15 protein-coding genes and 1 riboswitch are annotated in these 21,061 nt (G+C 60.7%); of the genes, 6 read left to right on the forward strand and 9 right to left on the reverse strand.

The window, feature by feature from the left end; all coding sequences use genetic code 11:
• Positions 1-141: 141 nt before the first annotated feature.
• Together NKI08_RS26450 and NKI08_RS26455 are read right to left on the reverse strand one after the other, a co-directional pair.
• Positions 142-924, reverse strand: coding sequence for a CbtA family protein (locus tag NKI08_RS26450; RefSeq protein ID WP_352618917.1), 783 nt, complete (start codon positions 922-924; stop codon positions 142-144).
• Positions 925-939: 15 nt separating this feature from the next.
• Positions 940-1,119 carry a CbtB domain-containing protein gene (locus NKI08_RS26455; RefSeq protein ID WP_023676561.1) on the reverse strand — a complete coding sequence of 60 codons (180 nt, stop codon included), beginning with the start codon at positions 1,117-1,119 and terminating at the stop codon, positions 940-942.
• A gap of 36 nt (positions 1,120-1,155) precedes the next feature.
• A riboswitch (cobalamin riboswitch) is annotated at positions 1,156-1,352 on the reverse strand.
• Between the two features lie 140 nt (positions 1,353-1,492).
• Between NKI08_RS26455 and NKI08_RS26460 the strand changes: the two genes are divergently transcribed.
• The 3 genes from NKI08_RS26460 (at position 1,493) to NKI08_RS26470 (ending at position 3,610) form a co-directional block, all read left to right on the forward strand.
• Positions 1,493-1,870 (forward strand): SRPBCC family protein, encoded by a 378-nt coding sequence (locus NKI08_RS26460; protein ID WP_352618919.1) that lies wholly within the window; start codon positions 1,493-1,495, stop codon positions 1,868-1,870.
• Between the two features lie 218 nt (positions 1,871-2,088).
• Positions 2,089-3,087, forward strand: coding sequence for a heparan-alpha-glucosaminide N-acetyltransferase (locus tag NKI08_RS26465; protein WP_352773457.1), 999 nt, complete (start codon positions 2,089-2,091; stop codon positions 3,085-3,087).
• A 16-nt stretch (positions 3,088-3,103) separates the two neighbouring features.
• The gene (locus NKI08_RS26470) at positions 3,104-3,610 is read left to right on the forward strand and encodes a methyltransferase family protein (protein ID WP_352454650.1); all 507 of its coding nucleotides are present in this window, start codon (positions 3,104-3,106) and stop codon (positions 3,608-3,610) included.
• Positions 3,611-3,628: 18 nt separating this feature from the next.
• Here the strand turns inward: NKI08_RS26470 and NKI08_RS26475 are convergent, their stop codons facing one another.
• The 4 genes from NKI08_RS26475 to NKI08_RS26490 all read right to left on the reverse strand — a co-directional run bounded on the left by NKI08_RS26475 (position 3,629) and on the right by NKI08_RS26490 (position 6,700).
• Complete coding sequence (locus tag NKI08_RS26475; protein WP_023676566.1) at positions 3,629-4,015, reverse strand: MerR family transcriptional regulator; 387 nt, start codon at positions 4,013-4,015, stop codon at positions 3,629-3,631.
• A 139-nt stretch (positions 4,016-4,154) separates the two neighbouring features.
• Positions 4,155-5,552 carry a magnesium transporter gene (gene mgtE, locus NKI08_RS26480; RefSeq protein ID WP_502894205.1) on the reverse strand — a complete coding sequence of 466 codons (1,398 nt, stop codon included), beginning with the start codon at positions 5,550-5,552 and terminating at the stop codon, positions 4,155-4,157.
• 351 nt (positions 5,553-5,903) lie between these two features.
• The gene (locus NKI08_RS26485; RefSeq protein ID WP_254818127.1) at positions 5,904-6,386 is read right to left on the reverse strand and encodes an SRPBCC family protein; all 483 of its coding nucleotides are present in this window, start codon (positions 6,384-6,386) and stop codon (positions 5,904-5,906) included.
• Entirely contained in the window at positions 6,383-6,700 is a 318-nt protein-coding gene (locus tag NKI08_RS26490; protein ID WP_023720727.1) for an ArsR/SmtB family transcription factor, read from the reverse strand. The genes NKI08_RS26485 and NKI08_RS26490 overlap by 4 nt, the downstream gene beginning before the upstream one ends.
• 153 nt (positions 6,701-6,853) lie before the next feature.
• Between NKI08_RS26490 and NKI08_RS26495 the strand changes: the two genes are divergently transcribed.
• Together NKI08_RS26495 and NKI08_RS26500 are read left to right on the forward strand one after the other, a co-directional pair.
• On the forward strand, positions 6,854-8,218 hold the full coding sequence (locus NKI08_RS26495) for an RtcB family protein (protein ID WP_352773461.1): 1,365 nt from the start codon (positions 6,854-6,856) through the stop codon (positions 8,216-8,218).
• Between the two features lie 305 nt (positions 8,219-8,523).
• Positions 8,524-9,435, forward strand: a complete 912-nt coding sequence (locus tag NKI08_RS26500) for a phosphatase PAP2 family protein (RefSeq protein WP_352768047.1) — start codon at positions 8,524-8,526, stop codon at positions 9,433-9,435.
• Positions 9,436-9,779: 344 nt separating this feature from the next.
• Here the strand turns inward: NKI08_RS26500 and NKI08_RS26505 are convergent, their stop codons facing one another.
• Positions 9,780-10,847, reverse strand: a complete 1,068-nt coding sequence (locus NKI08_RS26505; RefSeq protein WP_352470245.1) for a cyclic nucleotide-gated potassium channel — start codon at positions 10,845-10,847, stop codon at positions 9,780-9,782.
• Positions 10,848-11,615: 768 nt separating this feature from the next.
• Between NKI08_RS26505 and NKI08_RS26510 the strand changes: the two genes are divergently transcribed.
• Complete coding sequence (locus NKI08_RS26510) at positions 11,616-11,999, forward strand: hypothetical protein (protein WP_352773464.1); 384 nt, start codon at positions 11,616-11,618, stop codon at positions 11,997-11,999.
• A 110-nt stretch (positions 12,000-12,109) separates the two neighbouring features.
• Here NKI08_RS26510 and NKI08_RS26515 read toward each other — a convergent pair whose 3' ends face one another.
• Positions 12,110-17,089 carry a beta strand repeat-containing protein gene (locus NKI08_RS26515; protein ID WP_352773467.1) on the reverse strand — a complete coding sequence of 1,660 codons (4,980 nt, stop codon included), beginning with the start codon at positions 17,087-17,089 and terminating at the stop codon, positions 12,110-12,112.
• The gene (locus NKI08_RS26520) at positions 17,086-21,060 is read right to left on the reverse strand and encodes a beta strand repeat-containing protein (RefSeq protein WP_352773469.1); all 3,975 of its coding nucleotides are present in this window, start codon (positions 21,058-21,060) and stop codon (positions 17,086-17,088) included. The genes NKI08_RS26515 and NKI08_RS26520 overlap by 4 nt, the downstream gene beginning before the upstream one ends.
• Between the last annotated feature and the right edge of the window lies 1 nt (position 21,061).

The raw sequence follows: 21,061 nt of genomic DNA on the forward strand, positions 1-21,061 counted from the left end.
GGCGGTGCCCGCGCGTTGCGTGGTGGTGTCTTTGCCATACACGCCGCGGGGGGGGCCCGCCCGGACTCGCGGCGGGGGGTGGCCGCGGGGGCGGGGCGCGCCCAACCGCCGACGACCAGGGTCAGTGCCCCGACAGCGCGGTCAGGCAAAGCTGTCGCGCAGGCTGGTCGCCGTGCCCGTGAAGCGTCCGCGCACCACGCCGACGACCGCGCCGAGCACCAGCCAGAACACCAGATTGGTCAGCGTCACCGCCACCACGAACTGGTGGTGCAGGCCTTCCGGGATCGCCGTCTCGAAGCTATCGGGCTGCGGCGCGCCGACAATATGCGGCGCCACGATCAACGCTACGGCAAGGATCGCCAGCGGCAACGATCTGCGGAAGGCGATAAGGCCGAGCCCGGCGGCGGTCGCCACCACTGTTGCCCACCACCAGATCTGGCGTTGGACAAGGTCGGCCGCCGGCATCGCCGGCAGTTCCGGCGGCAGGCCGAGGCCCGGCGCCAGCGTGAACACGGCAAAGCCGGCAAGCCCCCAGAACAGGCCCTGGCGCCAGTTGCCGATGCCGCCGGCGAATTCCGAAACCGCGACCAGGACCAGCGCAAAGCCGATGCCGGTGACGATATTGGCAACGACGCTGAAGCCGAAGCGCTCGAAACCGTCGGCCGGCGCCCAGCCTTCGTCTTCCGCCGGAGCCATTGCTTCAGCCGGTGCCGGCGCGGCGCTGCTCATAGCCGTCGTGCCCGCGGCGTTTTCGGCCGGTGCCGCAGGTGCCGCGGCATGGTCATGGCCGCCGCCGGCCTGTTCGTAGACTTCCGCCTTCAGGATGAGCGGCACCGTGGCATAGGCTTGCATGCAGGCGAGAGCCACGCCGGCCACAAGCCCTGCGATCGCCGCGATGAACACGACGTTGCGAAACAGTGTCATGATGTCAGCCCCTTGTTAGTGGCAGGGAAAGCCCATCGAATGGCGATAGTCGTGCGCGGCATTGTGGACCGCATCGATATGCGAGAAGCCGACAAAGCCCATGACGAAAATGCCGAGGAATGCAGCAAGCGCCAGCTGCATGAGACGCGACTGCGAGGAGGCGGAAGCGCCGAGCGAAACGGAAGCGGTATTCATGTCTTGTCCTTTCGCCCTCCACCCGAGGGCATAGAAGTCAGTTTCCTGTCGCCGGCAGGTCTCCTGGCTCGCGGATCAGCGCCCTTCCCCACCTTCCCGAAGGCGAACCTTCAGTGGCATATGGAGAGGACTACCGCACACAGTTGCGGGGGCAGCCGCGGCATTGGGCAAACAACTTGCCCTAACCGCATTCCCTCTTGGTTCCAAACGGAACCGACGACATCAGCGACTATAGGCAGAATCGCCGCGCCCGGCAAACCAAATTCCGCCGGATCGTGTGGCGAATGCGCCGCCTCGCCAAGTTCGCAGACCGGCGCCGCGATTGACAATTTTCGCAGCCGGGTGTCGGCTGGCGGATGGGGAGGAAGCCGGCATGCAACCCAGCCCGAACAAGCGCGATCCCTACAACGGCCTGACGCGGCCCGAGCCGACGCTGCCGTCAAACAGCCTATTGGGACATCGCAGCCTATCAGCGCGATCTCGAGGCGATCTGGTATCGCAACTGGCTGCTCGTCTGCCGCGACGCGAAGCGCTCGCCGATCCGGCCGCCGATATCGACAACATCGTCGCGTTCGGTACCCAGGTGCTGGAGGAGGATGCTGATATCTGCGAGGTCAACCAGATGGGCCTGCGCTCGATGCGCCATAAGACCGGCGTGCTGATGCCCGAGGAATACGACTTGCACCGCTTCCACAACTGGGTGCGCGAGCGCCATGCGGCGCTCGCACATCAAAGCGATTTGGGCAGATAGCGCCAGGTGACGAAGCCGCAGGCCGCCGCCAGCAGGCCGAGTGTCGCGAAAACCGCGCCCAGGCCGAAGAACGCCAGCACGCCGGCCAAAGGCTTTCCGGCTGTGGCCTAAAGCAGCCCTGATGCCGACCGGCGCCAACACGACGCAAGGCCCTGCTTCTTTTGACGGTGGCAACCGTGATAGTCGTCTTGCCGGGGCTGAACCAAGACAGCGAGACCATGAGCATCGACACGCCGACCGCAGCCGTTCAGGATCAACCGAAGTCGAAGCGCATCGCCGTTATCGACATTGCACGCGGCATCGCTTTGCTTGCCATGGCGAGCTATCATTTCACCTGGGACCTCGAATTCTTCGGCTACACCGATCCCGGCCTCACCGCCTTCGGCTGGTGGAAAATCTACGCGCGCTGCATCGCCTCGAGCTTCCTGTTCCTGGTCGGCATCAGCCTCTATCTCGCCCATGGCAAAAAAATCCGCTGGACCGGCTTCTGGAAGCGCTTCGCCATGGTTGCCGGGGCAGCGCTCGCAATATCGCTGGTCACCCGCATCGCCACGCCCGACGGCTTCATCTTCTTCGGCATATTGCATGAGATCGCGCTCGCCAGCCTGCTCGGCCTGGCGTTCCTGCGCCTGCCGGCGCTGCTGACGCTGCTTGTCGCCGTATTCGTCGTCGCTGCGCCTTTCTACCTGCGATCCGAGCTTTTCGATCATCCGGCTTTGTGGTGGGTCGGCCTGTCGGCGACCAACCCGCGCTCCAACGACTACGTTCCGCTGCTGCCCTGGTTCGGCGCCGTACTTGCCGGCATCGCGGTTACCAAGCTCGCCGCCACCTCCGGCGCGCTGACGCGGCTGTCGGCCTTGGCGCCCGGCCGCTGGGCAAATCCGCTGGTCTTCATCGGCCGGCACAGCCTTGCCTTCTATCTGATCCATCAGCCGGTGCTGATCGGCTCGGTCTGGCTGTTTTCGCAATTCATGCCGGCGCAGGCCGAAACCAGGGAGGTGCGTTTTCTGAAATCCTGCCAGATATCCTGCGAGCAGGCACGCGACACCGAGTTCTGCTCCAGCTATTGTGCCTGCATGCTGGACACTCTCCAGGGCGAAGCCTCGCTTGACCGGCTCAACAGCGACGACCAGTCCCCGGAGTGGAAGGCGCATATTGGCGAGCTCGCCGGCACCTGCACCGCCCAAACCGAGGCGGCGGAACCGGGAACGCGCTAATCGAGGGAGGACAATAATGAGCGACAGTCACCCGAAACCCGTGCAGCAAAATCCTGGGCAGCCGAAGCTGGGGCACATCCCATGGCCGCCGCTGATCTATATCGCCGCCATCATCGTCAGCGTCGCGCTAGGGCTGTTCTATCCGCTGCCGTGGATCGGCGATCTTCTCGGCGACATCCTGTTCGCCGCCGGCCTTGTGGGGTTGGTGGCGGTTGCCGCGCTCTGGTTCACGGCAATCCGCACCATGATCCGCGCCAAGACGACGCTCAACCCGAACGGCGTGCCTGACCATCTGGTGACTACCGGACCCTTCGCCGTCAGCCGCAACCCGATCTACCTCGCCAACACGCTGCTGCTGGTCAGCCTCGCCTTTGTCACTGGGATCGCCTGGTTCCTGCCGCTGGCGGTCATCGCGGCGTTCCTGACGCAGAAGCTGACGATCGAGAGCGAGGAGAAGGTGCTGACGGCCAAATTCGGCAAGAAATACCGGGACTACGCCAAAAGGGTGCGGCGCTGGATTTGAGCCGAGGCTGACACCGGCTTAGGTGGTGACGCCGAGCTCCACCAGCCGCTCGACGCAGGATTCCTCGGCCTGGTCGAGCTCGGCCAGCGTCTCTTCGAGGTCGCGGCGTTTCTGGCGCAAATCCTCGCGCTTTTCCTCGATGCGCTTGATCATCAGCTTGAGCTGGCCGACCTCGCCGGGCGGCTCCCTGTACATCTGGATGATCTCGCGGATCTCGTTGATCGAGAAGCCGAGTCTTTTTCCCCGCATGATCTGGCGGATGAGATGCCGGTCCGACGGACGGAACAGCCGCGTGCGGCCGCGTCTTACCGGCTGCACCAGCCCTTCGTCCTCATAGAAGCGCAACGTCCGCGTCGACACGTCGAATTCGCGGGTCAGCTCCGTGATCGAATAATATTCCCGCATCGTCACTCCAATGCCCCGGCCACGCCGCGAGTTCCAACTGGCCGGCGCCGCCGGCGCCCAGGCGCGTACCAGAATCGGCGGACAAGGCACCTTTCAAAGCCTCGCATGGCATTTACGTAAAAGTCAATTGACGTGACGTTCAGCGCACGCCGAACCACCATGTGGCGAGCCCGAGAAAGGCAAAGAAACCGACGACATCGGTGACCGTGGTGACGAAAACCGCCGAAGCCACAGCCGGATCGATCTTGAAGCGGTCGAGCAGCAGCGGGATAAGGATGCCCGCCAGAGCCGCCACGAACATATTGATGATCATCGCAGCCGCAATGATGCCGCCGAGATTGCGATCGTGGAACCAGGCAGCAGCGACGAGGCCGATCAGGATGGCAAAGATGATGCCGTTGATGAAGCCCACCCCGATTTCGCGGCGGATGATGCGGCCGGCATTGTAGATGTCGAGGTCCCTGGTCGCCAGCGCCCGCACCGTGACCGTCATGGTCTGCGAGCCGGCATTGCCGCCCATGCCGGCGACGATCGGCATCAGCACCGCCAGCGCCACGATATGCTCGATGGTGCGGTCGAACAGGCCGATCACCGAGGCCGCCAGGAAAGCCGTCAAAAGATTGACCAGCAGCCAAGGCACGCGCGAGCGCGAGGTCGAAAAGATGCTGTCCGAGAGTTCTTCGTCGCCGACGCCGCCCATGCGCAGCAGATCTTCCTCGGCCTCCTGCTGGATGACGTCGACGACGTCGTCGATGGTCAGCACGCCGACCAGCCGCTCGTTCTCGTCGACGACGGCGGCGGACAGAAGATCGTATTGTTCGAATTCGCGTGCCGCCTCCTCCTGGTCCATGGTGGCCGGGATGGCATGCCTGGTCTCATGCATGACCTCTTCGACCTTGACCGAGCGCTTGGTACGCAGGATCTGGTCGAGGTCGATGGCGCCGAGCAGCTTGAAGCTCGGATCGATGACGAAGATCTGGCTGAAACGGTCGGGAAGATTGTTGTCCTCGCGCATGTAGTCGATGGTCTGGCCGATCGTCCAGAACGGCGGCACCGCGACGAACTCGGTCTGCATGCGGCGGCCGGCGGTCTCTTCGGGATAGTCAAGCGAACGCCGCAGCCTGATCCTCTCGGTGAACGGCAGCTGCGACAGGATCTCGTCCTGGTCCTCCTGGTCGAGGTCTTCGAGAATGTAGACCGCGTCATCGGAATCGAGATCCTGCACCGCCTGGGCGATCTGCGCATTGGGCAGACTGTCGACGATGTCGCGGCGGATCGCCTCGTCAACCTCGGTCAGCGCGGAAAAATCGAAATCCTTGCCCAGCAATTCGACCAGCGCGCGTCGCTGTTCCGGGTGCAGGGCCTCGAGCAGGTGGCCGAGTTCCGACTGGTGCAGATCGTCGACTTCGCGCTTCAGCGTCAGCGTATCGCGATCGGCGATCGCGGCACCGATCTGGGCGAGGAACGACGACAGGATGACGCCGTCCTCGTCATAGATGTCGGCGCGGCGCTCCTCGGCCGCCCTGGCGCCGGTCATCTGTTCGTCCTGGCCTTCCACCAGCGCCTCCCGCCATCGGATTTCCGGATAAGGTGCCTGTCAGGTCTAGACCATGATCCTGACAATCGGAATCGATTTTGCGAAAGGACCATGCACAACGACAAATTGCTACAGCGCCGTTCGCGCGTCCAAACGACGCGGCGCATACCGGATGGTAGGAGGAGAGGACGTTCTACAAACCTGCGGCGCTGCAAACCTTCGCGGCGGCAGGTAAAGGGCAGCGTATCTCCCCGCCCCGGTCAACCAGATGGGCAGATCGACACTGATTCAAAAACGGCGAGGCCGAGGGTGCGACGGCCTCGCTGGATATTGGACTTAACGGCTTCCCGATCAGGCGGCGTGGCGCTTGGCCTCAGCCGCATAGCGGTCCAGGAGACCGCTCCAGCCACCCTCCGATTCGAAGGCCTCGCGCATCGCCTCTGCGGTTTCGCCCATGTTCTCCAGAAGCCTGTGCTCGAGTTCCACGCGCGTCGCGTTCTCGCCGAGCGCGACAAAGCGGATCTCGACTTCGGTCAGCAATGCCGGATCGTAGCGCCAGCCGGCTCCAATGCGCCAGGCGAGCGTCAGCCTCGACGGCGGATCCCAGGCGAGAACCTCGCCCCAATCGCATTGTGACCCATCCTCGCCGATCTCGTACCAGCGGCCGCCGGCTTTCGGTTCGATCACCGCGGTCGTCAGGGCGGATTTGCCGATCGAATGCGAAGCCGGCCACCAGCGCCCGAATCCTGTGGTGAACACATCGAACGCCTTGTCGAGCGGCACCTCCACGGTCACCGACTTCCTGACCGGCGCGGGCTTGATCATGGTCGTCATTTCCTCTTCTCCTTGCTGTTGTCGACTTCCCGTTTGAAGGCGTCGAGCGCATCGCCCCACATGCGGTCGAGCCAGGCACGCATCTCGCCGAGCCCATGCGGGTCGAGATGATAGATGTTGCTGGCACCTTTCGGCTCTGCGCGGACCAGCCGGGCTTCCTTCAAGACCTTGAGGTGCTGCGATACCGCCGGCTGCGAGACCGGAAGCACTCGCGTCAGATCAATGACCGAGCGTGGCCGATCGGCGATGAGCTCGAACACCTTGCGGCGCGTCGGATCGGCCAAGGCCACCATTCCCGCATAATCATAAACCATCACTTATGATAAGCTAAAACTTATGATATGTCAACTGAGGGGTCGGTGGACCGGTGTTTAAACACCCGGCCGGTTCGGCCCCCGAGCTCGGGTGGTGCGCGCGTTCGGGCAGCGTGCTAGTCAGCCTGATCTTTTTGACGACAGGAGACGGCCGTGATCACCGGCAAGGAACTCATCCAGTGGGGTTTTAAGCCGGGCAGGTGGTTTCCGGGCGCCATCGCCGACGCGCAACGCATGGAACGCGAAGGACGCTCGCAGGACGAAATCTTTGCCTATCTGCAAACACTGTTGCCGGTCGAAATGATGCCGAGGACCAATGCGCTGGCGTTTAGCGTTTTCCTCGAGCCGGAAAACGATGTCGAGCGCGAAAACCTTGGCCTGGTGGTCGAGGCCATGGATGCCCTCCTGCGCACACCAACAGTCGTGTCCGGGGTCGTCATGCCCGACGCATGTCCGGCAGGAACCATTCCCGTCGGCGGTGTCGTGGCAGCTAGAAACGCCATCCACCCTGATTTCCATTCGGCCGATATTTGCTGCTCGATGGCGATCACGGTGTTCAAGAGGAACGACGATCCGAAGAAGATACTCGATGCGGCGTTCGACGTAACGCATTTCGGGCCCGGCGGGCGCAAGGATCGGCGTGGTTGGGACATGTCGCGGGAACTTGCCGTGCGATTTAAGTCGAACCGCTTCCTTTCCGACATTGTGCCTATCGGCGACAGCAACATGGGCACGCAGGGCGACGGCAATCATTTCCTCTATGTCGGTCATCTCAGGTCGACCGGACAGCCGGCTATCGTAACCCATCACGGATCACGCGGTCCGGGAGCGATGCTGTACAAACGCGGCATGGCATTGGCCAAAAAGCATACGGCAATAGTGTCGCCAAAAACGCCTTCCGGGGCGGCGTGGATCGAGGCTGAGACCGACGAAGGCCGCGCATACTGGGAAGCGCTGCAAATCATTCGCGAGTGGACCAAGCAAAACCATTTCCGCATCCATGACCGCGTTCAGGGCGTCCTTGGCAACCAGATTGTCGATCGGTTCTGGAACGAGCACAACTTCGTCTTTCGCCGGGACGACGGGCTCTTCTATCATGCCAAAGGCGCAACGCCTTCGTTCTCTCGCTTCTCGGCCGACGACGATGGCCGTACGCTGATCCCGATGAATATGAGAGAGCCGGTCTTGATCACAGGCCACACCGACAAAAAGGCGTCGCTTGGCTTCTCCCCTCATGGTGCCGGCCGAAACATGAGCAGAACCCGCTACTTGCGCGACGTGATCGGCTCGCGGGAACTCGACGACGTTCTCAAGGCGGAAACGCGCGGATTGGACATCCGGTTTTGGATGGGAAGACCAGACCTCTCCGAATTGCCGGCGGCCTACAAGAGCGCCAAACAGGTCATCGGCCAAATCGAGAAGCATGGCCTGGCGACCATCCAGGACTTTGTCGATCCCTACGGCTCGATCATGGCAGGCGATTGGGAAAAGGACATGCCGTGGAGAAACAAGAAATGAAACATCGGAAAATGGCGGAACGCTACCGAGCGGAAAGCCGAGTGCTTCCGCCGACGTCGTCTTGAACTCCTTTACCAAGCGACTGCCGACCCGCAACTACCTTACCTCTGAACGGCACGACCATGTCTCGAACCGGCAAATGTCGACCACCGGGGAAAAGTAAACCTGGCGGCAAGGTTTTTACCTTACCGGTGTATGTGTCTCTCCGGCGAAACGTTAAGAACAGGTAAATTGGTTTGGCCCTAACCACGGAAGCCTCTCGCTACAGGCCCTCCGCCATATGGCAATTGCGCCTCTCCTTGTTCATGGCGACATACGTTTTAGGCGCATCTGCATTATATCCAGAAATATTCTATACGTCCGCCTTAATCTATTCTCACAAGTTTCTTGTTGGCATTCCGGTGTTGTTTATCGGTGGCGTCTGCTGTGCCGCGCTAATCCATGGCCGGCGGCAACCGGTTCGCTACGCACTGGATTTGGTTCAAGGGCGCTGGCGCGGTTGTCTGCTGGTGCTGCTGTTCTTCTTTGCCAGCTTGACCGCGTTCTCTACCTACAAGATCGCCATCCCGTCCGTCGTCCCATACTATGCCGACAACTGGTTGGCCGACGCTGATGAATGGCTGCACGGTATGCCGCCATGGGAGATCGTCCATAAGCTCGACAGCAACAATTGGTCGTTCGTCGTCTTCAACAGCTATGAAGTCATTTGGTTTTACCAGTGGTTCGGCGCCATCCTTTTCGTGTCGCTCTGGTCGGACGAGATTGCCCGCATCCGCTATCTCTGCGCAGCAGCGCTGACGTTGTCCGTCCTCGGAACGGTCTTGGCCGTGGCGCTGGCATCGGTCGGACCGGTTTACTACCACCACTTTGTCGGCGTGGATCGCTTCCACGGATTGAATGTGGCCTTGGACAGGCTGGACCATAGTTACATGGTGCGGGAACCCGCGGCATATCTCCTGATGGCTTACCAAAGCGGCCGGCCAAGTCTTGGCGGCGGCATCTCGGCCATGCCAAGCATGCATGTCGCCTTTGCCGCATTGAACGCCTATTTGCTGTCATCGATCAATCGCTGGGTTGGCGTTCTGGGTTGGACCTTTGCAGCCCTGATCCTGTACGGATCGGTGTTCACCGGCTGGCACTATGCCGTGGACGGCTACGCATCGATCGTTGTTGTATCGGTGATCTGGTGGGCGACTGGACGCCTGGTGCGCGAATAGTTATGTGCGCTTGTCGATAGATGGCCATGCCTGCCGATGGCCACTTCGCATAAGCCAAACTCGCGACCGCAATCAGGCAAAAAGCACGTGCCCCGACATGGACGCTCCCTGCCGTGCTCGAATTTCAACGGGCAAGAGATTCCGCTTTCGAATTTAATGGTGCGGTCGAGATGCAGCGCCCCAACGCCTCCCGCGTTGATTTTAAGCCATTTTTCTACGATTCTGTGGCGACCTGTATTGAGGATGGTTCGGCAGCGGCAAAGCATGTAGTTCCAGCCAGCCACCATCGGCAGGCAGCTGGCAGCCTTGCCATCACATCCTCCTCTGACGAACACCTAGTACGGTCAACCCTTAGCTGCCGCGCCGCGCCGCTCGAGCGCGGTCTTGCGGATGGTTTCTGCGATCTCCGGGCTGCTGCTGCACAGCATCTGGAAATCCGCCGAGTGTAGCGACAGGAGTGAGACCACCGTTGTGGCGCTGACGGTCGCCGAGCGCGGTTCGCCGGTGATCAGCGCCATCTCGCCGAAGAAGGCGCCAGGGCCCAGATCCACCGGGTTCGGCGTCGCGACGCTGACGCGCCCCTCCACGACGAAGAACATCTGGTCACCGGTCTCGCCATTGCGGCAGATCACAGCGCCCGCCGGCACGATGCGAGGTCGTAATGCGCGCACGATCTCGACTAGTGTGGCCGGGCCGAGCTTCTGAAACAACGGCACGGCGGCGACCAATTGCCAATTGCGGACGAAATCCTCGCGACGGACTTCTTGATAAAAGCCGGTGGCAAGAATGCCAGCCCAGAGCGCGAAGATGCCGATGCCACTCATCATGACCGCCCCGGCAAGGACGCGGCCGGCGAAGCTTTCCGGAATAGCGTCGCCATAGCCGGTGGTGGACAGCGTGACCACCGCCCACCACATTGCCTGGGGGATGCTGCCGAACTGTTGCGGTTGGACGTCGCGCTCGATGACATAGGCTGCGAGCGCAAAACCGAAAAGAACGATGCCGAAGACCGTGGCGACGCCGATCAGGTTGCGCGCTTCGTTGGTCAGGATTCTGCCCAGCAGCGGGAAGAAAGTTGAGTCGCGCAGCGGTTTCAGCAGCCAGACAGCACAGTAGAGGCTCCGGTCGGGCGTGCCGACGAGCAGAAATGCGGCGAGTGGAACCAAAACCGCGAGCACATCAATGGCGATTGCCGGCGTCCTGTCCCGAACGTCTCCCGCCCGGCGCTTGAGCAGTTTCTCGGCCAATTCCAGGAGATAGACGCCCCAAATGACCGCCAGCACGGCAGCCAAAGCCAGTCTGCTTCGTCCGGACAGGTCCGGTGTCGTGAGCGTAGCCACCGCCACAAGCCCAGTCGCAGCCAGCACCGCGTTGAGCGGCGCGTAAATTCTTAAGAAAGGCAGTACCGACATTCTATGCCCACGAGCGGATACTACCCGCCAGAATAGGATGCCTTCAAGGCAAGCGCAAAGGTGCTTATTTTCGCTGCGATCGTCGCTGGACCATAGGCCATGAACCATCCGATCAGCGTCGAGATCGAGCTGCCCCTCGAACCACACCCAGCGCCGGCTCGTTCTCGGTTGGACCTTTGCAGCCCTGATCCTGTACGGATCGGTGTACACTGGCTGCCACCATGCCGTGAACGGCTACGCATCGATCGTTGTTGTATTTGTGATCTGGTGGGCAACCGGACGCTTGGTGCGCGAATAGTTTGCACGCCAACCGCATAGATGGCTCCGCGCGCCGATTGCTTCTTCACTGGGCCACATTCGTGATCGCAACCAGGCAAAAAGCCTCGCGCCCTGACAAGGACGCTCCCCGCCGTGCTCGAATTCAACGGGTTAGAGGTTCCGCTTTCGAATTTAATGGTGCGGTCGAGATGCAACGCCGCACTGCCTCCGACATTGATTGTAAAGCGTTTTTTCCAAGATTCGGTGGCGGCTTGTATCACAGTTTGTATCTCAGTCTGTATCGCACGAGGGCGGACCTGGCCGGCAGGTAGGGGATCCTTCTTGCGACGAGCCGAAGCGGCGTTCAGCGTTCTCGTGTTTTGCCCCATTCTAGTCTAGTCCTATCGCCGGAACCCTCATTTTCCACTTGTCTATAGTTTAACCTGAACTCCGAACCGAACTGCTGCCATCGAATCACTGGCTCCGTCACCACAGTCGCCGCCGCAATGCATGGGGACGCAAATCCATGGCCAGCCAGCGGGTCCGGAGCACCATCACACGCCCGCGGACCGCAACCTTATTCGGGTCCACAAGGGACAAGCCGTCCTGTACACAAACGGCGACAGGAGCTTCACTGAGATAAAATCGGCCAAAAGGGTCGCCAAGGTTCTAGCCAATGCTCATCTGGAAAAGAAACAGTATCTGCGAGAGATGGGAGTAGCCGTCGCTCTGGAGGATGAAGATTTCAAGTACAGCGGGGTCGATTTTTATGAGATTTCGATGGTTAAGCAGCGCAGTTGGGGCTTGGTCACCGGCTCAGTCGAAGAGCTGGATTTCGCCGATCCCCGATTCTGCAAAAGACAGCCGCTGCCCGAGAATTGCGTCCGGAAATAAAACAGGCTGCCACGATGGGAGAATGGCTGCATCTCCGCGCGGCCACTCGACCCGCCGTCGCGAAGCGAACCGGCCCTTGAGCCGGTTCGCATTTGCCCCATCACTCAGCCTCAAGCCGTCGCCCAGGAGGACTGTACCGCCGCGGCGATGGTGCCGATCTGGGCCGGATCGCCGAGCCGGGGATCACCGGGCTGGATGCCTGTACCGCCGGGAGATGTTGCCGGCTGGAACCCGGCCATGGCGGCGACCAACGTTGCGACCTCGGAATGGTTGAGCACCTTCCCATCGCCGGACTTGATGGTCTCGACGACGTTGCCTGGACCGGCGAACCAGTTGCTGACGGTCACCTTGTCGGTTGTTCCCAAGACCGAGATGACGAGGTCGTTGCCCTGCTGGCTGAACCACAGTTCGTTCGCATCAAGTCCCGTGCCGAAGTCCAGCTCGTCATTGTCGCTGTAGGTGCCGGACTCGACGATAGTGTCGGCGCCACCTCCCGCGTTGAAATGATAGCTGTCGTTGCCTGTGCCGCCCGACAGCGTGTCATTGCCGGCGCCGCCGTAAAGCGCATCGTTGCCGGCATTGCCGTTGAGCACCTCGTTGCCCGAAAGGCCAAAGATGATGTCGGCATCCACGCTGCCGTTTACGGTCCCACCAGCGGCCGTGGCGACCGCGAGGTTCATTGTGCCCATGCCATCGAGCGTCAGCTTCTCGATGTGGCCTGCGACGCTCTGCTGATATAGCAGTATGCTGTCGCCTACCGGCCCTCCGGCAATGTTGATCAGCAGATTGTCATTGCCTGCACCCGTCCAGGAGAAGGACAGGTCGTTTGCGGAAATCCCTTCAAGGGCAAGAGTATCTGTTCCGGCCTCCTGCCGCTTGAGAAGCTGGCTGGTGCTGGTCTGCCAATAGTAGCCGCCAACCCATGTATTGACGGTCCCACCGGCATAGACGCCTTTCGCTGACGCCGCGGTGATATCCGCTGACGCTGTCGTGACGATAGACGTATTGTCGTCGATCGCGTCACTGCCGTCGCCGCGCCGATAGACGAAGCGGTCGTCGCCGGCAGCTCCATTGGAATAATCGCTTCCGGCGCCGCTGTAGATAGCGTCGTTGCCGATCCCACCATTGATCGTATCGTTGCCCGCGCCACCATAGATGATGTCGTCCCCATCACTGCCATTCAGGGCTTCATTGCCCGCAAGGCCAAAAATGATATCCGCTGCCGTGCTACCGGTCACCGTTGCCCCTGGCGCGGTCGCAACGAAAAGGTTTAGCGTCCCCAAGCCGTCGAGCGCCAGCTTGTCGATTTTGGCAGCGGCTGTCGTCTGCTGGTAGAGCACGACGCTATCGCCTGTCGGCCCGCCGGCGATCGTAATTGCAAGGTTGTCGCCGCCCACCCCAGTCCACGAGAACGAGAGATCTTCGGCCTTAATGCCGCTTTCCAATGCCAGTGTATCGACATTGCCCTCGGTCGCTTTCTGGAGGCCGTTGATGCTGGTGTTCCAATAATAGCCGCCGACCCAGGTATTGACGATGCCGGTTGCGGACACGCCTTTCGCTTGTGCCGCAGTGATATCGGCGCCTGCGGTGGTCGTGACAATGTTGAAATCCTTGACGCCGTCGGTGCCGTCACCGCGACGGAAGACATAGCGGTCATCACCCCCTGCACCATTCAGGGTATCGTTCCCAGCGCCACCATAGAACGTGTCGGTGCTAGACCCGCCATAGATGGCATCGTTGCCGGCTCCACCAAAAAGGAAGTCGATGCCGCCGTTGCCGTTGATCGTTTCATCGCCGCTGAGGCCAAACAGGAGTTCCGCGGCTGACGTGCCGTTGAGCGTTGCGCCAGGTGCGGTCGCGACGCCGAAGAGCATCGTGCCCCACCCGTCGATCGTTAGCTTCTCGATTTTCGCGGCGGCAAGCGCCTGTTGAGTGATCGTGATGCTATCCCCGACCGGACCACCCGCGATGCTGACAACGAGATTGTCCTGACCAACACCCGTCCAGGCAAAGGAGAGGTTGTCGGCAGTTATGCCGCCGGTGAGGGTAAGAGAGTCCTTGCCGCCGTCCGCCAGCTTCAACAGCGAATTCGTGCTGGTTTGCCAATAATAGCCGCCGACCCAGGTATTGACTGTTCCGCTCGCCGAAACACCCAAAGCTTGCGCGGCGTTGATGTCGGCAGATGCGGTGGTTGTCACCGACACGATGTCTTCGAGCGTATCGCTGCCATCGCCGCGCTGGAACACATAGGTGTCGCCGTCATCCTGGCCGTTCAGGTAGTCATTGCCGACCCCGCCAACCAGCGTATCGCTGCCTTTACCGCCAGTCAGCGAGTCGTTGCCGGCGCCGCCATAGAGACTATCAGATCCCGAAGCACCGCTGAGCGAATTGGCGGCGGAATTGCCGGTCAGAACATTGTCTGAAGAATTGCCCGTCGCATTGATGGCGGACGTTCCGGTCAACGTCAGGTTTTCAACGTCTTCATCGGAGATCGTGTAGGTCACAGAACTCAGCACCGTGTCGATGCCACTATCGACACCGGTGATGACAGGGTCCTCGATGACCTGGTCGGCAGCATTGTCGACAATATAGGTGTCGTTGCCGGCATTGCCTCTCAATTCGTCCGCACCGGTGCCGCCGTCGATGACATCGTCGCCGGCGCCACCATTGATCTTGTCGACGCCGGCACCCCCCTGGATGTGATCGTCGCCGGCGCTGCCGGTGATCGTGTCGTTGGTGGCTCCCGTGGCGATGAATTCGACACCGACGCCAGTCGTGGTGCCGGTACTGGTGGCGTCTTTTACGATCACCACAGAGGTCGATTTGCCATCGGCGCTGACGTCGGTGGTCACGGTTTTGGTCGCCACTCCGCTGGCATTATAGTCCGTTACGACCTTTCGGATCGACCCGTCGATGCGAGTGACGGCCGTCTCGGTGTGTTCATAAGTGCCGTTGTTGTCGGCGTCCTTCAGCAAGGTCGTGGTCTGTCCGTCGGCACTGGTCGTCATCGTGCCTTTGGCGACAACAACGCCGCTGTTGTTCTTTTCCGTGAATGTGGTGACGACGGAGCCATCGATCTGGGCTTGCGATACCGCGACAACCTCGAAGTTGGTCGTGCTCGGGTTCGAAGTCGGATTGCTGGTCGGGTTGGTGGCGTTCCCGTCGAAGTCGAAATATGTCGTTGTCGTCAGGCCGTCCGCGCTGGTTTTTACGATGACGTTTTCCGCAACAAGCCCGTCGGCGCCGGTATTTAGGAAATCGTTTTCCGCAACATCGTTCTTCCAATAAATCACGCCCGGAATGAGCAGAGCGGCATTATGATAGCCGTTGTGGAAGTTTTCGGTGACGGAGCCATCCGCCGCAACAATGGCCGCACGGATGTTGTCCACACCGCCATTGTCGATGTCCGTCGCGGTATAGACGGTGCGGCCGTCATCGCTGGTGACCGTGTTCCATGCTCCGGCGAAAGACTCGGACGGAAAGCCGAGCTGGCTGACCGAGACGTACTTGTCCCTCGCTTGCGTTTCTACCGAACCATCTCCCAGAGAGGTTTTGGTCGCGGTGCGTCTTTGGTCGACGGTTCCGTTGCCGTCGAAATCCCATTCCGAAATCGTGCTCAGGCCGTCCGCGCTGGTCGTTATGGTGACCTCGGCCGATTTGTGGTTGGCCGCGCTGAAATCGGTGATCACCGTCTTGACCGATCCATCGACCGCCTTCGTCGTCATTTCGGTCTGGTCGACGGTGCCGTCGCCGTCGACGTCACGGACAATCGAAATTGTCCGCTTGTCACCGCTCGTCGTGACGGTCCCGCTGTCCAGCAGAACGCCGCCCGTGGTCGATCTCTTGACGGTTTCGACGATTGCGCCATCCGCCAGGGTAAGCACGTTGTCGCTCGTGGTCCGGTCGAAGCCGACCACGCCATCTATGTCTTCCTGGGTGGTCGTCGTCCTGCCATCCGCACTTGTCACCGTGACGAACTTCGACAGCTGCGAGCCGTCGGCCTTCAGATTGGTGACGGTTCGCGTCGATGACCCGTCGGCATTGATCGTCGTCACGTCGGTCGTGTCCTGGCTGAAGGGATCCGTTCCGAAAACATCCCAGTTGGTCGTGATCGACAGGCCGTTGGCGCTGGTCGTGGTGACGAAAGTGCTTTTCAGGACTGCGCCTTCATATTTGCTGACCGTCCGCACCGTCGAGCCGTCGGCATTCAGCACCGTTACGTCGGTCTGGCTGCTGTCATAGGTCCCATCACCATTCATGTCCCATTCTTTGGTGGTGGAAAAGCCGTCACCGGCCTTTGTGATCCTGGTCTGGTCGGCCAGGAAAAGTGTCGGAGTCGATGTCGTCGTCAGTTGATAATCTTTGACGATCGTCACGGTCGAACCGTCGACGCCGATCGTTGTGTCACTGGTAGTCTTGGCGGTCATCGTCGGCATGTGGGCGCTCGACGTCGGCCCGTAGAGGGTTACGCTGTGCAGCCCATCCGCGCTGACCGTTGTCGTTTTTGTGGTGGTCGAAACCGACGACCAATCCTCGCTGTTCGGTCCAGACATCGTTGAGGTCACGCTGCCATCGGCATTTTTCACATTGGTAGTGGTGATATCGACCGAACCGTTGCCGTCGACATCCCTGGTGGTCGTGCTGGTAAGCTTGTCGGCGCTCACGGTGGTGACTGTCTGGCTCTCCAGCGAGCCGTTCGATTTCCTGTAGGCAACAGTCTCGGTCGTGCTGCCATTGGCGTTGAGCACTGTTGTGTCGGTCATCGAGCGGCTGGTGGTCGTGCCGACCGCGGCCCAGGTCACTGTTTTGGTCAGTCCGTTGGCACTGGTGACGATCGTCGTCTTGTCCTTGACCGCGCCGGCAGCATCGAGATCGGTGACGGTTTCGGTCTTGCTGCCGTCGGCATTGAGGACGATCACATCGGTGGTCGACTGATCGACAGCGCCGTTGCCGTCCAGATCGGTGGCAAGCGTGTCCGACAGGCCGTTGGCGCTGATGGTATGCGTTGCCTTCGAGGTCAGCGCGCCACCGGCATCATAGGTGCGGGCGGTTTCGGTAGTCGAGCCATCGGCGTTCAGAACGGTGGTCACGTTCTCGTCTGTGGTTCCGTTGCCATCAAGGTCGTTCGTCGTCGTGACTGTATGCCCGTCGCTGCTGGCAATCGTCTGCGTGCGGAAGATCTGGGCATTGCTGCCGTTCTTGACCGCGATCGTGTCAGACTTGGAACCATCGGCAGCCAGGATCGTGGTTGCGGTGCTGGTCCGGTCGATGGTGCCGTTGCCGTCAACATCGGCCTGGAGCGTCGACGTGAGGCCGTTAGCGCTGGTAGTGGTAATGGTCTTGCCGAGCAGAGCGCCAGTGCCGGCAAGCTTGGAAACCGTTCTGGTCGTCGAGCCGTCAGCGTGAGGACCGTCACGTCGCTGGACTTCCCTTCAATGACGCCGTCGCCATCCGCATCGAACTGAGCATCGACGCTCAATCCGTTCGCCGACACCGCAGCGATCGTCTTTGACAGCAGCGTGCCATTGGTCGAGGTCTGCGAAGTCGTGTTCGTGCGGACGCCGGTCGTGGCAATTACCGTCACCGCCTGTGTGATCACATCGTAGACGCCGTCGCCGTTTACGTCCTGCTTGTTGGTTTTGATCAGGCCGTTGGCGGAGAGCGTGGTTTCTGACTTGGCATGCAGCACGCCATTGATGTCGGTATCCGATATTGTCGCGACCTGACTGCCATCCGCATTGACGACAGCGACCTGCGTCCGGTCGATCTTGGTGTCGCCATTGGCGTCGATCGTGGTGGTGGTCGTCTTGCGGTCGGCACTGGTCTTGACCTCGGTCCTGGCAAGCATCGCGCCGCTGGTGCTGGTCGTCGTCGTGGTCACGGTGCGGCTGCCGTCGCTGCCGAGCACGGTAGCCTGGACCGTCGTCCGGTCCACGGTGCCGTCGGCGTTGATGTCGTCCTTTACGGTCTGGGTCAGGCTGTCCGCGCTTGTGGTGACGGCGCTGCTGCCGATCAGCGCACCGCTGGCGCTGGTGGTCGTCACGGTCCGCGTGTGGTTGCTGGATGCGTCGGGTATGGTCACGTCGGTAACGATAACGTCGTAGACGCCATCGCTGTTCAGATCGGCCTTGTTGGTCAGCGACAGGCCGTTCGCGGAGGACTGGTCGAAGGTTTTGCCCACGATCGAACCATCGGGATTGTACAGAATCCCGGTCGTGGTCGTCACGCCTGCGCCGTCGATGACGATGGTCTTGACGGCATCTGTGCGGCCATCGCCGTCGCCGTCCGTGGATATGGAGATGGTTTTGCGGTCGGCACTGGTATCGGTGGTGGAACTGCCCAGCAGGGAACCATCTCGACTTTTTAGCTGCTGGGTCTCGGTCAGGCTGCCGCCAGCGCCGACCACCGTCACATCGGAGGAAATGACGTCGAACAGCCCGTCGCCGTCCAGATCGGTGGAAGCCGTCTTCGCCAGACCGTCATCGCTGGTGGTGATGACCGATTTGCCTATCAGCGCATTGGTGGAGCTGTAGCTGGAAACGGTGGTAACCGAGACGTCATTGGCGCCATCAGTGATGGCGGTCACATCACGGGTTTCGTAGGTGCCGTTGCCGTCCAGATCATGCGAGACGGTTCGCGTGCGACCGTCGGCGCTGGTGACGGTCTGCTCCTTGGCAATGAGGGTGCCGCTGCTGCTGGTGTTCGCAACAGTTTTGGTGCGCGTGCCGTCACCGGCAATGACCGTGGTTTCGGTGCTGGTCAAATCGTAGACGCCGTTGCCGGTCGAGTCGACCTGCACCGTCTTGGACAGGCCGTTGGCCGATGCTGTGGTCGCAATTTTCCGAAGCAATGTGCCGTTGACGCTGGTTTCCGAGACGGTGGTTGTGGCTGAACCGTCGGCGTTTTTGACAAACACCTGCGTCTGATCCACGGCGCCGTCGCCATCCTGGTCGAGGGTGGTCGTCACCGTCGTCTTGTCGGCGCTGGTCGTCGTGGTGGTGCGGTCGGCAAGCGAGCCGTCGGTGTTGAAGTCGCTGACGACGCGCTTGCGCACGCCGGCGGTGATCGTCGTCACGTCGGTCTGCGAGCGTTCATAGGTGCCATTGCCGTCATCGTCGAACTGCGTCGTCGTGGACAGACCGTCGGCGCTGACGGTGATGCGGTTCTGGAACGCCAGGGTTCCATCCTTGCCATAGCCGGCAAGATCGGTGGTCCTGGAGCCGTCGCCGTTGGTGACAGTGGTGCTCTTGATAGTGTAGCCATTGGAATCGGAGACAAGAACGGCATCGCCGACCGTGCCCGTGGTGCCGTCAGTCCGGGTGAACTGCGCCGTGCCCGTGATGGCCGAACCATCCGTAAAATTCTGGCCGCTGCTAGTTGGCGTCAGGCCGATCGAGGCGATGCCGAGCGAGGCCAAGGAGACGAGTTGGCCGTCGACCATCACCTTGAATTCGGACCAGCGCTCGTCGCCGGCATCGAGCAGGCCGTTGTGGTTGGTATCGAAGACGCTCTTCAGTGCCTCGAGGTCGCTCGTCGCCGTCTGGTCCCATTCGGTGAAAACAAACTCACTGGAGCGGCTGATCTTGCCGTCGCCATCGGCATCGAGCACCAGCACGCCGGTGCCGGAATCCGCCCAGGCGGTGCGATGCTGATAGCCGTCGCCGTCGAGATCGAGGAACTGCGACGATGAAGACAGCGGATCGATGGACAGACCGTTGCCGGACAGGTCGAGCAGAACAGGGTAGCCACCATTGTAGTGCCCAGCATGATCGCCCACAGCGGTGGAGCCGCCGCCGGAGGAGGTGGGAGCCCCACCGGAACCGCTGGTGCTGCCACTGCCACTACCACCGCTACCGCCACCCCCAAAAACGTTGCCAATGGCGTGGGCAATGCCGCCAACGATGCCACCGATAAGACCGCCGATGGCGCCAACCACACCGCCGAATACCCCGGCAACCGCATTACCGAAAGCCCCCAGCGGGTTGCCCGGAATGCTCATATTGTGAATGGACTGAGTAGGCGTAGGATCTATTTCTATATTCGGTAGATTTACATTCGGTAGAACGCCATAGCCCGGTTCGTCTTCCGGTTTTCCAACCCAATGCCAGAAACCATGGTCTGCCTCATAGTGTCCTGGAACCGGATCGGACGTCGGAGCCGCAAGGGGCGCCCTGGTTATCGCACCTGGGGCATAGTTACTCTCCGGGCGAGAAGTTGGCGTTGGGGCGGTCGAGGGTGTGGAGATAGCTCTGCTAGGCGACGTGGCCCCACTGCTAGGCATCGTGCCTCTATCTGGAGCCCGAGCGTCGGTCGGCGACTGCGAAGGGCTGGCAGCGGGAGATGATCTGGGACCGGTGCTTGGGGTGCCACGAACATTGCCACCCCGCTCGCTCCCGGAAGGCTGAGCACTTGCACCCGGTTGCGAACTGCCTCCAAATTCGCTACCGCCGCGCGCGCTACCCCGATTTGTTGAAGGCGACAGACTTGGGTCGGAATTCCTAGGTCCAGGAATTGGCGCTTGGTCGGGCAGCCTTATTGCCGGGCTATAGTGAAAAATTCGCGGAAGCACTTTTTCAAAGGGTGCCAAATCTGGTCTCTGGCCGCCTTTTTCAACCGTCTCAAAATAGTCTTGGAATAAGTGGGCTTGCTGTTCGATGTTTAGGCCGTTGAAGCTCTTAACACTAGCCAACGGGCCATACTCGTAATAAGGGCCACTGCCAGGAACAAAAGGGTTTCTATAAAAAAAGTTATTTTTAAATAGACCCGAATTGAATAATCCAGCTCGATGTTGATATTGAAAAATATGCATCAACTCGTGCATAAACTGCGATCTTTGCCCTACACTGAGAGTTGGATTAGAGTAATCATCTTGATATGAAGGATCGTCTTTTCCAATATAAATCCCATTATTTGGCGTAACATACGTATAACTTGGTTGGCCTACGAAGTACGAAAATTTGTTGATATCAACTTTGCTGTAGTCTATTTCATCGCCGTAATAACGTCGCGCCATATCAATTTCACCTGGCGTCATTTTTCTTGATGGGAACAAATCAGACATG

The organism is Mesorhizobium sp. M0768 (assembly GCF_040320195.1).
In the GTDB taxonomy this organism is placed as follows: Bacteria; Pseudomonadota; Alphaproteobacteria; order Rhizobiales; family Rhizobiaceae; genus Mesorhizobium.